The sequence below is a fragment of the Roseimicrobium sp. ORNL1 genome, from assembly GCF_011044495.1.
In the GTDB taxonomy this organism is placed as follows: Bacteria; Verrucomicrobiota; Verrucomicrobiia; order Verrucomicrobiales; family Verrucomicrobiaceae; genus Roseimicrobium.
Genome location: NZ_CP049143.1, coordinates 3,104,301 through 3,119,465 on the forward strand (window position 1 = coordinate 3,104,301; position 15,165 = coordinate 3,119,465).

The following is a 15,165-nucleotide window of genomic DNA, read 5'->3' on the forward strand; positions in this document are numbered from 1 at the left end:
GTCCTTATGCAGGAGGTGATAAAGACAAAAACAAACATGCACGCACAACATGAAAACGATAATGCCACTGATAGTGGGCACCTGCGTGGCGGTCCTCGGGACGGCCAGGGCAGGGGAGGGCGGTGAGAGTGCTCCCAGGGGGAGCATCACTCTAAAGGAAGCCATCACCAAGGCGTTGACTTACGATCCCACAGTTCGAAAGATCTTCGCGGATGTGATCCAGGCGGATGGCTTTGCGAAGGAAATGCGCGCGGATATGCGCCCCCAGGTATTCCTGGAGGCTTCCGCAGGAGGTGAGCGACGGGATCGAAGTTCCGATGGCCTCGCTGCCAGTGACGAGTGGCTCTTCAGCAGGAGCGCCAGTCTCGTGGCACGCCAGCTCATCTGGTCGAAAGGCTACTTTTCCAATCGTTACAAAGATGCCCAGCAACGCCGCGAGGCCTCGCTGATGCTGGAGAAGGAACAGCGCGAACTCACGGCCTATGCCGTCACGGGTGTCTTCCTGGACATCATCCACGCGAGGAGACAGATTGTGTATGCGGAGAATAATGTGTCAGAGCACAGCCGCGTGCTGGGCCTGGCAAAAGAGCGAGCCGAAGCTGCCGGTACCCAGGCGGACGTGGATCTCTCCGATGCCCGCTACAATCTGGCGCTCAATCTGGTGCGGGAACGCCGGCTGGCCCTGAAGCAGGCCGAAGCGAAGTACGTGCGACTGGTCGGTGAGCAGGTCCCCAATTCACTGGCCATGCCACGAGTGCCGACGGTGAAGTCCTTTGACTCACTCGATTTCCACCAGAACTGGCACTACCTGGCCACCCTGCACCAGTCGAGCGCGGCTGCTCTGCAGAAAGAGGCCTTGAAAGGTAAGTACGCACCGCGTTTCTACCTTGAGGGCCGGGGCACAGTGGGTCAGGACGTCGATGGCATCAAGGGCCGGGACAACTCAGCAAGTGCCATGATCGTCATGAGCTGGGATCTCTTCGATGGTGGTCGCCGGAAAGCGGAGATTCAGCAGGCATCTGCAGACATTGAGCGGCAGGAGGCCATCACCCAGGAGGTGTTGGATACTCTTCGCCAGGATGCGGCGGCTCACTGGGCGGACTATACGTCTGCCGGATACCGTCTTGACCTGCTTAGGAAGTACTCCAAAAGCCTGAAAGGTACCGTGGGCTTGTATCGCGAGCAGTTTGATCTCGGCACGCGCCCACTGCTAAGCATGCTGGACATTCAAAACGAAGTCACCTCGGCAAACATCCGCATCGCTGATGAGGAGCGGGACCAGGCGAAGCTGGGCTACAGCCTCCTGTACTTCACCAGTGGACTCATCACATACGCCGCCGGGGCGGAGCAGATTGCGACTCCTCGCGAGCCGGATGGCAGCACCCCAGTCCCAGGGCGGCCCATGGGTGACCGCGTTCCCGAACCGGTGGAACTCGCACACGCGCGTTCCCTCGGGCAGCGGCCTTCGAAGTAGAAGCAGGGGTGACAAACCAATCATGCAGTGCGTGCATGACGCGCGGTGGGAGAGGGCAGAGCCATGGCTTGGTCCGCCTGCCGCGCGACACACCACTGCATTCTCTTCTATATTAGGGAGAGCTATTCAGCCAGAACGCGTTCAGCGGGGTGTCTGTTCCTCCAAGCCTTTCGTGTAAGACCAAAGGCTCATGGACCCCCTGGAACCACCGTGGCAACATGGAGTAACCAGCACAGCCCGTCGAGATCGCGGCACCATGCCGCCGATCTTGGGCTGTGCTTCATTCGCAACTTAACCCCACTTCTATTTTCCTATGAGCAATCTCGTCGTCGTCGGATTCCACAACGCAACAGACGCTTTTGAAATGCGCGCTGCTCTCGCAAAATTGCAGACGCAGTATCTGATTGAAATGGACGACGCGGTGGTCGTCACCCGTGATGACAAAGGCAAGGTGCAGTTGCATCAGGCCGTGAACCTTACGGCGACCGGGGCCATCGGCGGTGCATTCTGGGGCATGCTCATCGGGATGTTGTTCTTCAATCCGCTGCTCGGTGCTGCGGTGGGGGCCGGCTCCGGCGCTCTCTCCGGGAAGCTCTCGGACCTCGGCATCGATGACAAGTTCATGAAGGAGCTGGGCGAGACGCTGAAGGACAACTCTTCAGCGTTGTTCGTGCTCGTGCGCAAGTCCACGCCGGACAAGGTGCTGGAAGGTTTGAAGGATTTCGCGGGGAAAGGCCACGTCATTCAAACGTCGCTCACCAAGGATAACGAAGAAGCGCTGAAAAAATTCATGGAAGGGAAGTAAGTCACAGCGCCATGGCGAGGGAGCCTTTCTCCCAAAGAGCTCCCCATTCCCTTTCTTTCCATTCATCTGCTCTGATTTCATCTCAACCAACACAAGCCATGAAAACGAAATGTCTTCAATGCGTGCAGCTCGCCTGCGTCCTTCTCGCAGCCTCCACTCTTGCCTCCTGTGTGGCCGGTCACGTGGATCGCGTGGAAGATCGCGTCGATCGCGCGGAGAACCGCTATGATCGCCGTCATTGGAGCGGTCCTGGTGACCACTATGAAAACCGTCTCGACCGCCGGGAAGGGGTACGTGACAAGGGCCGCGGCCGTTGGGGTCTGTAATTTCGGGGGGTGTGATGCGTGGATGAATCGAGGGTTCGATTCATCCGCATCCAGAGCCGGCTCGCACTGGGACATGTAGTGTGTCATGCCCGGGTGCGGGCCGGTGTTTTTGTGGGGAGGATGGGTGGAGCGGGCTGCATTGGATTCAACACAGAGACGCAGAGGAGCTTCGGAGACTGAGCACTGACGATGCCAGCCGTGGGGGGAAGTCCAAGGCGCAAAGTGCAGACCATTCATCAAAAACATGGCGGCGTGATGTGAGCACCGCCACGATGATTGTATGGAAATTGCGCGCGCTTAGTTCTCCAGAATCCTGGAGCTGCGTACGATGTCACGCACGGCGGGCTGGTCGGTCACGATGACGGTGGTGCCGGGGCTGATGACATCATAGACCTTGGTGGCGAAGTCGGGATTCACGCGCAGGCGTTTGCCGAGGTCGTCCACATCCAGCTTGGCGCCACTGCTGGTCACGCGCATCCACTTGCGGGCGGCGCGGCCGGGTGCCCACCAGCTTGGTTTGTTGGTGGTACCTTCCAGCATGGTGAAGACATGGTTGCCAAGTTCCTTGCGTGAGCCCAGGAAACCACCGCTTTTGATTTCGATGGAAGCGCGCCCGATGGGATTGCCATTGCGATAGACGTACAGCGCCTTGTCCGCGCCGCTCACCACCATGGTGATGGGGCCACTGGTGCTGCGCTCGGGCTTCCACTCATAGTCATTTTTTCCCAGCGGACGCACCATCGCCGGATTGAAATCCGTAGGCGCGAGCATCAGACCGGGATTCGAGGCGAGGTACGGTGTGGGTGTCTTGCCATCGCCGACCACCACGGTGCCTCCCTTGGCAGTGATCTGGAAGAGCTGCTGGGAGAAGTCATAGGGCAGACGGATGCAGCCGTGGCTGGCAGGGTAGCCGGGCAGGTTTCCGGAGTGCATGGCGATACCGCTCCAGGTGAGACGCTGCATGTTGGGCATGGGCGCGTTGTCGTAAGTCTTTGAGTAGTGTGTTTTGTTTTTCTCCAAGATGGTGAAGACCCCGCCGGGGGTGGAGTGACCTTGCGACCCAGTGCTCACCGTGGAGCGACCGATGAGAATGCCGTTGCGATACACGTGCATCATCTGCTGGGGCACGCTCACCAGCACCATGACAGGGCCACTCGGAGAGACCTGGGGATTCAACCAATACTCACCCGGTTTCAATGCACCTGTGGGCCTGCCCGTGGGGGAACCCTTGGTGTGGAAGGAAGGCATCTCCATCGCCGGGGAAGAACCCAGGAGCGCTACGAGCATGGTGGTGGCAATCAAGAACCGCATGGTGTGGGAATGGGGGTTGAACGGGAGGGGAGAAATAGCTTATGGCTTCCTTGGCGGGCGCTGCCGGAGCCGCGGCGACTTTGGCACGAAGACTGCAATGGTCCATCGGACATTGGTCGTACCGCGGGGTCTGCTTGAAATTGCGGTCAGGAACCCTCGCAGGATCAAAGCTGGCCTTCCAGCGGCAGGCAGCCAAGAAGGTTGACTTTCATACGCTGCCAGGCAGTGGTCGCGGGTTCGGTGGTGTACCGGACTTCGTGCCCATCTTCGGTGGCAATCCAGACGAGTTTCCCGCCTTCGAGCTGTACCCGGTAGGCGTGCCGCTCCAGGCCCTGGAGAGACTTTCGTGTGAGCTCCGAGGCGAGTTCCGGACAGGCGATGATGACGCCGATCTCGGTGTTCAGCCGGAGCGAACGTGGATCCAGATTCATGGAGCCGATGAAGGTCGTGTGCTCGTCAAAGGTGAATGTCTTGGCGTGCAGGCTGGCCTTGTTGGAGCTACCGAATGGAGAAGACCCGCCGCTGCCACCACCGGTGCCGGCAACCGGCTTGAGTTCATACACCTCCACACCTGCGCGCAGCAGAGGTTTGCGATAACGTTTGTAGCCGGCATGGACTGCCGCCACATCCGTCGAGGCGAGTGAATTGGTGAGAACGACGACCCGCACACCACGCGCCCTGAGATTGCTGAAGAGATCCACGCCCTGCTTTTCTGGAATGAAGTAGGGCGATACCACGAACAGCACCTTTTGCGTGTCATCTACAATGGAGCGCAACTGTGGTGCGAGATGCGTGGCACGGTCATTGGCAGCGGTGGTGACTTTCTCCGGCGCATCATACACGGCCCAGGCACGGGCTGGAAGGAACGCGAGGTTTCCATTCCTGAGTTTGGCGGACAGCGGATTCTCTATCGCGGCGGCGAGAGTTGGCGAAGCTTGTGCCTGCGTGAGTTTTGCCTCGAAGGCACTGCGGCGCAGGGCAAGTTGTTCCGGCGTTTCGTGCTTCTGGGATAGGGCGGAGATTCCGATGGAAGAGGGACTGTTCCAGTAGGCATCGAACTGGCGGGACACGTCCTGCACCACTGGTCCCACGGTGACGACGTCGAGGTCGGCGAAGTTCACGTCCCCGTGAGCACCGAAGTATTCGTCGCCAATGTTTCTGCCTCCCACAATGGCGGCCTGATTGTCCGCGATGAAGGTCTTGTTGTGCATGCGGCGATTGGCACGCTTGAAATCGAGCAGCGCTCCCAGCATCCTCGCCGAGCGCAGGGTCACGGGATTGAAGAGCCGCACTTCAATATTTGGGTGATTGTCCAGCACCTGCAGTCCTTCGTCAGATGCCATGGTACCGATGTCATCCAGCAGCAGGCGCACTTTCACCCCACGGTCGGCGGCCTTCAGCAGCTTCGTGACGAAGAGCACGCCAGACTCATCGCTATGCCAGATATAGTACTGCACATCGAGGCTCTTGTCGGCAAGGTCTGCGAGGGCCAGTCGCGCGGCAAGCGCATCAGGACCTTTGGCCAGGGCATGCACGCCTGTCTGGCCTGGATGCCCTGTGGTAAATTGCCGGGCCATGTGTGCCACCCGGGTGTTCCCTGTGTCCTTACGCGCGAAGGACTGCACACGGCCAGAGGTGTCAGGAAGTCCGGCGCATGAGGCAAGGGTGAGCGCCGCGATGCCAAGCGCGAACTGACGATTCATGTTGAAGAAGAGGCCAGAGGCACGGCGGGAGCCCATGAGATTCAGAGGAGGCATTGCGATCAAGGGTCAAGCAGCGGGCGTTTTGGTGTCTCCGCGACTTTGAATGAAGAATTCCGAGAACACCGCGAAGAACATGCCGGTGGAGAGTCCGCACATCAAGATGCCGGTGAGGGACTCGACGCCACCGACCAGTCGCCAGTCTTGTGGCAGTACCAGATCGCCGTAGCCGGTGGTGGTGTAGGTCACGACGCTGAAGTAGGCGGCTGTGGTGAGATCCGGCATGGCACCTGCCCAGCAATAGTGGAAGGCCCAGACGGCAATCTGAGTCAGGTGCAGGAGGATGGTCCATCCGGCGACACGAATGAGAATCCAGACCGCAGTGCGAACGTGTTGCTTCGCTGCGGCGGGTTGCTTGCGCAGCCAGCGGAGGAGATAGATGAGTCCCGTGGCGTGAATGGCCACACAGAAGGCCATGAGGCACCAGGCGACGAGGAGATTCGCTAGCATGCAGGTGGCGGCACAATCAATGGACCACCGAAACATTTGGTGGCTTGCTCAGCGCCCACTCAATGGCATCCAGCAGGGCCTGACCGTCCACGGGTTTGCGGAAGAAACCGGCGGCTCCGGCGCGCTGGGCCGTATCGCGGGTCTCCGGTGTATCGTGAGCAGTGGTGAAGATCACCGGAAGATGGCGGCCTGCCTTTTCCAACAGCCCGGGCAGGGCGAGGCCACTGCTGCCTGGCATCTTGATATCCGAGACGACGCAGGCATTCTCATCCGATACCTCGGTGGTGAGGAATTCTTCGACGTTGCAAAATGTCCGCGGTTCCATCTTGGCCGAGCGAACGAGTCGCGCATAGGCCGCTCGAACCGAGGGCTCGTCATCGACAATGTAAATTTGAATGGGCGTGGCCAACATGGGGCGGTTGTCTAACGCCCTATACTCTTCGATAACGGCGGGCTGGCTACCATCGGACCTAGGTCGTACACCGCTCTCCGGCAGGTCTGGGGATTGGCCCTGGCTTCCTTGCAATGTAGAGCCAACAGGCGGAGGGGAGGCTTTTCCGCTTGCGTATGACATCGGTGCCCGCTCTCAGCCACGTTGGCTGTCCACCAGTGCCTCCACACAGGGCACGGAGAAGGCAAACACCGCGCCTCCATCTTCATGGTTGCAGGCGGCGATGAAACCATCATGGGCCTCGATCATGCGGCGGCAAATGGAAAGTCCCATGCCGAGCCCGCCGGATTTGGTGGTGAAGAAGGGCTGGAAAATCGAGGATAGCTCTTTGGCTGGGATGCCGCTGCCGTGATCGCGCACCTTCACCGTCACCTTGGTTTTGGTCGCCTGGGTGGTGATGTCTATGCGGCGATTCGCTGCCGGGGTGTCCTTCATGGCATGGATCGCATTCATCAGAAGGTTCACCAGAATCTGCTGCATTTCCACGCGTGTGGCATGCACCTTTGGCGGTGAGGGGTCCAGGAAATAGCGGACTTCGATGTTTTGACTCACGAATTCGCTGTGCAGGAACTCCGTCACTTCGTAGATCACCTCATTCAGGCAGCAGTCTTCCCGCGGCGGGGAGGCATTGCTCAGCATGGCACGGAGATGGTGCACAACCCCGCCGGCCCGTCTGCCGTCCCGGGCGATATCATCCAGGATGGCACCTACTTCCTCCGGCTCGATGGTGCCGGAGGAGAGGAACCTGCGGCCAGCCTGGGCATTGCTGAGAATGGCGGTGAGCGGCTGGTTCAGCTCATGCGCGAGGGCGGCGGCGAGTTCGCCCAGCATGGAGGCGCGGGCACTGTGCGCGATCTCCTCGCGCAGTTGCTCGGCGCGCTCCTCAGCGCGGCGGCGGCCAATAACGTTGGCAATAATCTGGGCCACCAGTTTCAGCTCAGTGACCTCATCCGGGAGCCACTTGCGCTCCGCGAGGACGGTGGTGAAGGCCAGCACGCCGAAGGTGCGACCGGTCCCGATGAGGGGAATGCAAATCAGCGATTTGGGACCGTTTGCGCGAAACAGTGCTGCCTCCCGGCTAGCTTCTGGAGGGAGCTCGCTCCATCTCGTGAACTGGAAGACTTCACCACGGATAATCTTCTCGTGTATCCAGGGAAAGTTTTCCTCAGGCTGGAAGCGTGGCAGGAGAGGGGGAAATCCGGGGCGCTGCCAGTGATGGGTCAGCATCATGCCGCCGGGCTGTTCGTCCTCCCGCTGCCAGAGCGTGGCCCGGTCCAGTCCCATGAATTCCACAATCTGCTGCAGCGTACGGAGGATGGCGCTGTCCACCTGTTCATTGGGTAGGGCCACAAACTGGGTGGAGAGATCCGCCAGGAGATGCTGCAGATGCTGCCGGACCTCCAGCTCCGCCTTCAGCCGCTTGTGCTCGGTGATATCCAGACAGACGGAGAGGAACTGCCCAGGCTTCGCATCTTCATCGAGAATGGGCACGATGGTAGCAGCCACCCAGAAGCAGGTGCCGTCCTGTGCGCGGCTCTGGATTTCCCCACGCCAGACCGCACCTCGGGAAATGGTCTGCCACAGGTCGTCGTAGAACTCTTCCGTGTGGTATTCCGATTGGAGGAGGTGATGGTTCTGCCCCAGCCATTCCTGGCGATTGTAGCCAGTGACTTCACAAAACTTGCCATTCACATAGGTGATAAAGCCCTGCGAATCCGTGGTGCATACCATGGAGTGCTCATCGAGAGCGGCTCTTACTTGTAGCAGATCATCCATGGAACTCCCCAGCGCATCCCTGAGGGCGTGCGATGGGGGATGCTCCGCGGCGACCGAAGAGTTCATGCTGGCGTGGCGGATAGGAATGGTGAGACACCGACGGCCTGCGCCGCACGCACGAGGTCAGCCACGGAGTACACACCCATCTTTTCCATCACCCGGCCACGATGCACCTTGATGGTCTTTTCCGCGGCGCCGAGTTGGTCCGCGATCTGCTTGTTCAGCATGCCGGCGATGACGCAGGACATTACCTCGACTTCGCGGGGTGTCAGTGACTGGTAGCGGGAGCGCGCGGCCATCCGCTCGTGGGCCTCCTTCTGCTTGGGGACGGATGCCTGCAGGGCAATCTGGATGGCCCCCATCAGGTTGTCTTCATCCACTGGTTTAGTGAGGAAATCCACCGCACCGGCCTTCATGGCGGCGGCGCAGGTGGGCACGTCCCCATGCCCGGTGAGGAAGATGATGGGGACTCCACGGTCCGCGATGGTTTGCTGAAGGTGGAGACCGTCCAGCCCTGGCATGCAGACATCCAGTACGAGGCAGCACGGACCAGTGTGGGTGGAACTTTCCGCCCAGGCGAGATAGGCCTTGGCTGAGCTGAAGCCTTCAACTTTGATGCGCCAGGAGCGTACGAGGCGTTCCAAGCCACGACGAACGAGGCCGTCGTCGTCGACTACACACACCAGACCATTGGACGATGGTGGAATGGGTCCCGGAGTTGATTGTTCCATGGGAGCTTGGAGTGGTGCAACCAGACTGCTATTTTTCTCTGAATTGCAGCCAAATGTCAAGGCTGCCACTGGTTTATAACTAGAGGAATTTTCTGAAGCCTACACTCAAATATCGCTTCATAAAGTGCCTCATTTTCATCCACTCGTGAACAACCGCTTATTCGGTGAGAGGTTGCAATAATCTGCATGTGAATCGAGTAACGTGAGGTTGGTAATTTGGCAACGCAGATCTTGCGTTTCATAGGACCAAGGTCTGATGGAGAAGAAGCCTCAAAACCCTCAAGGTCAGGCGGCATGGCACAGCCTGACTCCCTCGCGCGGTTTCCTGCATCGCAGCCCGCTCCACACTGCACCTTGAGCATGCTCTCTCGCAGAGTGCGGACTGCGGGGGGCCTTTTGACCGGATGCATTCTGCTGAACTCTGCGGCAGTCATGGCTCAATCACCGGTGCCGACTCCGGCCCCCGGGACAGCGACCGTACCACCTGCGGCAGTCAGCACCGCGCCTGAGTCCTCTTCAGGAACGGGCGAGGAGTTCACCCTTTCCACCTTTTCCTTGAGCATGGATCCAGCAGCGGCGGAAAGCTCGACAGAACAGGGCCAGACTACGCTGGAAGAGTCCTTTGACTGGGAGAGGCGTGACTGGCGCCTGAGGGTGAGAAAGCGCGCCATCGAAGAAACGCAGTTCAAGTTCAACATCCGGTCCATGTATTTTGACCGGGACAAGTATGACGGTTCTGAAAGCGAAGCCTTCGCTCTGGGCGGCTGGGCCGGGCTCAAGACGGGGTACTTCTTCGACCACCTGGCCATCGGTGTCACAGGCTATACCTCGCAGAGGTTGCACGGTGACGAGGACAAAGACGGCACTCTCATCCTTGGCCCTGGACAATCCGGGTACGAGGTACTGGGGGAACTCTATGCAGACATCCGCTTCAGGGAGGACCTGAACCTCTATGTGGGCCGCAAGGAGTACGACACTCCGTTCATCAACCGCAATGACACGCGAATGACGCCAAACACCTTCGAGGCGATCGCGCTCATGGGCAAAACGAGCCTTGGCAAGGACGGCGCCACCCTGAACTACGGCCTGGGGTATGTCGACACCATCAAGGACCGCAATTCCGATGAATTCGTCTCGATGTCCGTCGATGCCGGATCAGAAGTGGAGAGGGGAGTCTACACTGCCGGCGCGTTGTACAAGAAGGGCGACTTCTCCTTTGGTGCCATCGACTACTTCAGCCCTGATATCATCAACATTGCCTATGCAGAAGCGAAGCTCCAAGTGACCATCAGTGAGAATTTGAAGCCTCGCTTTGCACTACAGTATGTGGACCAGCGCAGCGTGGGAGATGATTTGCTGATGGACCCCGGGACATCTGCCACGCAGTTCGGTGTGAAGGCGGAGCTGCCCGTGGGAAATGCGCTCTTCACCGCGGCCTATACCAACGTGGGGGGGGATACTGCGACGATAACCCCATGGAGCGGCTATCCCGGCTATACGGTCGCCCAGGTGGAAGACTTCAACCGCGATGGTGAAAGCGCTTTCATGCTGCGTGCGGGCTATGACTTTCCGTGGCTTGAGGGCCTGAGTGCCTACGCCCTCTGGGTGCATGGATTGGACCCCGATCCGGTGAACCAATACGCCCGCGATGAATATGACTTCAACGTGCAGTGGGCTCCCAAGGAAGGCACGCTGAAGGGGCTCTCCATCCGCGTGCGCTATGGACTTGTGGATGAGCGAGGCGGCACGGGAGATGATCTCACGGACTTCCGTGTCATCTTCAACTATGGCCTCAGCTTCTAGATTAGCCATACAGCGGGCTTCCGTGGTAGGACCAAGGTCCGATGGCAGCAGGGGCGTCGCAGGAAGATGATGATGGTGGAAACTCAGCACCCTCACACAAATCGCACCATGTCCCTGCCAGATCCAAGCACCCTCAATGAGTCCCGCCGCGAGGCGATTGCCGCGACCATCCAGCCGGCCACGCTGGAGGAATTGCGTGCCTTGGGCGAGCGGTTGTTTCCCTTCCTCGATCATCCATGGAGGCACCAGTACTTCCAATTCCTGGAGGAGCATCCGGACAGCAAGTACTTCCGAGCCTCCACGGATGACGGCATCGCCATTCTCTACTGCAAGGAACACAATCGTGGCATCTGGTTCATTCCAGGCAGCGGCGTGGGTATCCTGCAGGAGACGGGCCTGAAGGCTCTCTCCGAGATCGTGCAGCAGCAGAAGCCCCGCTGACTGCATCGCGGTGCGATGGCAGGTGGGTGCAGAAAAACATACTCATGAAGGAGTCGCGGGTCTGGCTAGGCAAACCGTTTCCACTGGGTGCCACGGTGGTGGGGGAAGGGGTGAATTTTGCGCTCTTCACCGAGCACGCGACCAAGGTCGAGCTGTGCCTGTTTGATTCACCCGAGGCCACTGTGGAATCTGTGCGCGTCGAACTGCCGGAGGTCACGGGGCATGTAAGGCACGGGCAACTTCCTGACGTGCGCGCAGGGCAGATCTATGGCTACCGCGTGCATGGCCCTGATGCACCGCAGGAGGGTCACCGCTTCAATCCGCGAAAGGTTCTGCTGGATCCCTATGCCCGATGCATTGCACGTGACTTGCGCTGGGAAGATGCCGTGCTGGATCCTGCGAAGGACACGGCAGCATGCGCGCCGCTGGCCGCGGTGGCGGATACCAGCTTTCCGTGGGGGAATGATCAGCCGCTCCGTATTCCCTGGCACGAGACCGTGATCTATGAAGCGCATGTGAAGGGTTTCACCATGCGGCATCCCGGCGTGGAGGAGGACCTGCGTGGCACCTATGCCGGGCTGGGATCGCCCGCGGTCATCGACCATCTGCATCGGCTTGGAGTGACCGCGGTTGAGTTGCTGCCCGTGCATTTTCATATTGATGAGCATTTCCTCGCGCAGCGTGGACGGAGGAACTACTGGGGCTACAACACGCTGGGATTCCTGGCACCGGACCCACGGTATGCCTCGACTGGACCGGAGGGTGCAGTACGCGAATTTCAAACCATGGTGCAGGCGCTGCATGCCGCGGGCATCGAGGTCATCCTGGATGTGGTGTATAACCACACGGCGGAGGGAAATGAACACGGTCCCACTCTGTCTCTCCGTGGCATCGACAACGCCGCGTACTACCGGCTGGCGGCCAATCGCGCGCACTATGTGGACTTCACCGGGTGTGGGAACTCGCTGAATGTCGCGCAGCCATTCACGCTGCAGCTCATCATGGACTCCCTCCGGTACTGGGTGCAGGAGATGCATGTCGATGGTTTCCGCTTTGACCTCGCGAGCACACTGGCAAGAGACGTTTGGGAGGTGGACAGGCTGGGGTCGTTCTTTGACATCATCCATCAGGATCCGGTGCTGTCGCAGGTGAAGCTGATTGCGGAGCCGTGGGATCTGGGGCCGAATGGTTATCAGGTGGGGAACTTCCCGGTGCTCTGGACGGAGTGGAATGGGAAGTACCGTGACTGCGTGCGCCGATTCTGGAAGGGACACGGAGGCACCGTGGGTGAGTTCGCCTCGCGTCTCTCCGGCAGCAGTGATCTCTACGCGAGCAATGGGCGGCGGCCCGGAGCCAGTATCAACTTCATCACCGCTCATGACGGCTTCACACTGCGCGACCTCGTTTCCTACAATCACAAGCACAACGAGGCGAATGGGGAAGAGAACCGAGATGGCAGCAATGACAACGACAGTTGGAACTGTGGCGCGGAGGGGGATACGGAAGATGCAACCGTCCTCGCGTTGCGCGTCCGGCAACAACGCAATTTCCTGGCCACACTCTTCTGCTCGCAGGGCGTGCCCATGCTGCTGGCGGGGGATGAGTTTGGCCAGACTCAGCATGGCAACAACAACGCCTACTGCCAGGATGGCCCGCTCGGGTGGCTCGACTGGAACCACACCGAGTCGCAGACCGGGCTACTTGAATTCGTGCGCGGATTGATCCAGCTTCGTAAGACGCAGCCCGTCTTCCGCAGACGGAGATTTTTTCAGGGACGGCCCATTCATGGCGCGGAGATCAAGGACATCTACTGGCTCAAGCCAGATGGTAGTGAGATGAATGACGCGGACTGGGGGAGCGGCTATGCGCACTGCCTGGGGATGGTGTTGCCGGGAAATCAGATCCGCGAAACAGGACTTCATGGCGAGCCGATCGAAGGGGATACCTTCGTCATCCTTTTCAACGCGCACCACGAGGACATCTCCTTTCGACTGGGGTCACGGCATCGTGATGTGAGCTGGACCTCCGTGTTGGACACGGGGCGTCCGGAAGCTCCATCCCAGACCTATGCGCAGATGGAGGAGTTTCCCCTCATGGCGCGCTCACTTGCGGTGCTCACCGCCGTCTTCCCTTCCAAACCCGACGAATCATGAACCAGCCCAATCCCTCTTTTGGTCAATCTGATGCGGTGTCTCTCAGGGATGAAGATGCCTCTTCAAAAGTGTTGCATGATGCCGTCATGGGATTGTGGGAAGTGGTGAACTCCCTCACGAGGTTGCGGCGCAGTTCGCGGCAGAACTACCGGGTCACCATTTTCGGCTCGGCGCGGCTTGCCGAGGGCACACCAGCTTATGAAGGCGTGAAGGATCTCGCCACGCAACTCACCCGGCTGGGGTGCGATATCATCAGCGGCGGAGGTCCCGGATTGATGAAGGCTGCAAATGAAGGCGCAAGTGCGGCGGCTCCAGAAGCGTTGCAGCGGTCCGTGGGCATTCGCGTGGATTTGCCCTTCGAGCAGGAGATTAATTCCTTCGTAGGGCAGGCGTATGCGCACGGCACCTTCTTCTCCCGGCTGCATCATTTCATGCTGGTATCGGATGCCTTCATCGTGGTGCCCGGTGGCATTGGCTCGCTGCTTGAGCTATCACTCGCCTGGCAGCTCCTTCAGGTGCGACGCTTGTACAATGTACCGCTCATCGTGGTGGGCAAGATGTGGGGGGAACTCGTTGACTGGGGCCGCCGCAACATGCTGCAGGAAGGAAGTGAACTGGCGAGCGAGGTGGATTTTGAGATTCCGCGCTGCGTTAGCAGCGTCGAAGAGGCCGTGAAGCTTATTGAGGAGAGCCGCAACGCGTGGCTGGCAGAGCAGGATAAGCCATGAGCGCGAAGCGGAGAAGGTAACGATATCTGCGAAATCCAACCTCTACCGAAAGGAGCAATGCGATGGTCCTTCTGCAAGCAATTCAGAAGGCCTCGCTGCTGGCCTTTCTCATCTGCAGCATGGGCGGCATTGGCATGCGTCTTGAGCTGCGCGCGCTACTGGAGACGCTGAAAAAGCCCAGTTTCGTAGTCATCGCTTTGGTGTTGAATTTCGTGGTGGCACCGGCGCTCGCGTGGGGAATCACCATGGTGCTGCCTTTGCGGTCCGGTCATGCCACGGGTCTGCTTTTGCTGGGCGTGGCAGCAGGCGCGCCGTTCCTGCCCAAGCTGGCCGAAGTTTCACAGGACTCTGTCACCTCGGCCACGGCCGTGATGGTGCTGCTGACAGCAGGGACCGTGCTTTTCATGCCCCTGGTGCTGCCGTGGATGATCCCCGGCTTTCATGCGGATGCTTGGGCGATTGCACAGCCCATGGTGCTGCTCCTGCTGCTGCCGCTGGCCATGGGAACGGTAGTGCGAGCAACCCTGCCGCGCCTGGCTGCAGCCTGCGCTCCGATATTCGCACGGGTCGGGAGCATCAGTCTGGTGCTGCTGTTCGTCCTGCTGGTGGTCTTGAATGTCTCCGGGCTGCTGGCGGTGATTGGTACGGGAGCCATCGCGGCGGCGATGCTGCACACCGCAGGGCTGTTCTGTCTGGCATGGTTGGTGCTCGGAGCATGGCCGGAATTTCGTGGAGTGCAGTCACTGTGTGTTTCCGCGCGGAATTTCGGCGCCGCCATGGTTCCGGCGGCAGGGGCCCTGCAGAGCCCAGACGTGATGATCATGCTGGTGGCCAGTGCCGTGGTGGGGCTCCTGATTTGCACGCTGGAGGCGGTGTGGTTGCGGCGCCGGAAATTCCGCTGCCAGCCTGGTGGGTGAGTGAACCTGAGCACCTCACCGGCAACTTCATAGGACCAA

Annotated in this window: 14 protein-coding genes; 8 read left to right on the forward strand and 6 right to left on the reverse strand. The window is 59.7% G+C overall.

Annotated elements, in window-relative coordinates:
• Positions 1–61 precede the first annotated feature (61 nt).
• The 3 genes from G5S37_RS12475 (at position 62) to G5S37_RS12485 (ending at position 2,605) form a co-directional block, all read left to right on the forward strand.
• A complete protein-coding gene (locus G5S37_RS12475) occupies positions 62–1,474 on the forward strand; it encodes a TolC family protein (protein WP_165204345.1) in 1,413 nt (470 codons plus the stop codon).
• Positions 1,475–1,787: 313 nt separating this feature from the next.
• Positions 1,788–2,279: a DUF1269 domain-containing protein gene (locus G5S37_RS12480; protein ID WP_165204348.1), complete on the forward strand. Its 492-nt coding sequence runs from the start codon at positions 1,788–1,790 to the stop codon at positions 2,277–2,279.
• Between the two features lie 98 nt (positions 2,280–2,377).
• Positions 2,378–2,605 carry a hypothetical protein gene (locus G5S37_RS12485; protein ID WP_165204351.1) on the forward strand — a complete coding sequence of 76 codons (228 nt, stop codon included), beginning with the start codon at positions 2,378–2,380 and terminating at the stop codon, positions 2,603–2,605.
• 297 nt (positions 2,606–2,902) lie between these two features.
• Here G5S37_RS12485 and G5S37_RS12490 read toward each other — a convergent pair whose 3' ends face one another.
• From G5S37_RS12490 to G5S37_RS12515, 6 genes are all read right to left on the reverse strand, one after another.
• Complete coding sequence (locus G5S37_RS12490) at positions 2,903–3,916, reverse strand: L,D-transpeptidase (RefSeq protein ID WP_165204354.1); 1,014 nt, start codon at positions 3,914–3,916, stop codon at positions 2,903–2,905.
• A 164-nt stretch (positions 3,917–4,080) separates the two neighbouring features.
• Entirely contained in the window at positions 4,081–5,673 is a 1,593-nt protein-coding gene (locus tag G5S37_RS12495; protein ID WP_165204357.1) for a phospholipase D family protein, read from the reverse strand.
• A 12-nt stretch (positions 5,674–5,685) separates the two neighbouring features.
• The gene (locus tag G5S37_RS12500; RefSeq protein ID WP_165204360.1) at positions 5,686–6,126 is read right to left on the reverse strand and encodes a potassium channel family protein; all 441 of its coding nucleotides are present in this window, start codon (positions 6,124–6,126) and stop codon (positions 5,686–5,688) included.
• A gap of 16 nt (positions 6,127–6,142) precedes the next feature.
• Positions 6,143–6,538, reverse strand: coding sequence for a response regulator (locus G5S37_RS12505; RefSeq protein ID WP_165204363.1), 396 nt, complete (start codon positions 6,536–6,538; stop codon positions 6,143–6,145).
• 174 nt (positions 6,539–6,712) lie between these two features.
• Positions 6,713–8,419, reverse strand: coding sequence for an ATP-binding protein (locus tag G5S37_RS12510; protein ID WP_165204366.1), 1,707 nt, complete (start codon positions 8,417–8,419; stop codon positions 6,713–6,715).
• On the reverse strand, positions 8,416–9,084 hold the full coding sequence (locus G5S37_RS12515) for a response regulator (RefSeq protein WP_165204369.1): 669 nt from the start codon (positions 9,082–9,084) through the stop codon (positions 8,416–8,418). Before G5S37_RS12515 ends, G5S37_RS12510 begins: the two co-directional genes overlap by 4 nt.
• A gap of 432 nt (positions 9,085–9,516) precedes the next feature.
• Here G5S37_RS12515 and G5S37_RS12520 point away from each other — a divergent pair, with 432 nt between their 5' ends.
• The 5 genes from G5S37_RS12520 to G5S37_RS12540 all read left to right on the forward strand — a co-directional run bounded on the left by G5S37_RS12520 (position 9,517) and on the right by G5S37_RS12540 (position 15,126).
• The gene (locus tag G5S37_RS12520) at positions 9,517–10,887 is read left to right on the forward strand and encodes an OprD family outer membrane porin (protein WP_165204372.1); all 1,371 of its coding nucleotides are present in this window, start codon (positions 9,517–9,519) and stop codon (positions 10,885–10,887) included.
• A gap of 108 nt (positions 10,888–10,995) precedes the next feature.
• Positions 10,996–11,328: a hypothetical protein gene (locus tag G5S37_RS12525; RefSeq protein WP_165204375.1), complete on the forward strand. Its 333-nt coding sequence runs from the start codon at positions 10,996–10,998 to the stop codon at positions 11,326–11,328.
• Positions 11,329–11,372: 44 nt separating this feature from the next.
• On the forward strand, positions 11,373–13,481 hold the full coding sequence (gene glgX, locus G5S37_RS12530) for a glycogen debranching protein GlgX (protein WP_165204377.1): 2,109 nt from the start codon (positions 11,373–11,375) through the stop codon (positions 13,479–13,481).
• Positions 13,478–14,209 carry an LOG family protein gene (locus G5S37_RS12535; protein WP_165204380.1) on the forward strand — a complete coding sequence of 244 codons (732 nt, stop codon included), beginning with the start codon at positions 13,478–13,480 and terminating at the stop codon, positions 14,207–14,209. Before glgX ends, G5S37_RS12535 begins: the two co-directional genes overlap by 4 nt.
• Before the next feature lie 62 nt (positions 14,210–14,271).
• On the forward strand, positions 14,272–15,126 hold the full coding sequence (locus G5S37_RS12540) for a bile acid:sodium symporter (protein ID WP_165204383.1): 855 nt from the start codon (positions 14,272–14,274) through the stop codon (positions 15,124–15,126).
• Positions 15,127–15,165 lie beyond the last annotated feature (39 nt).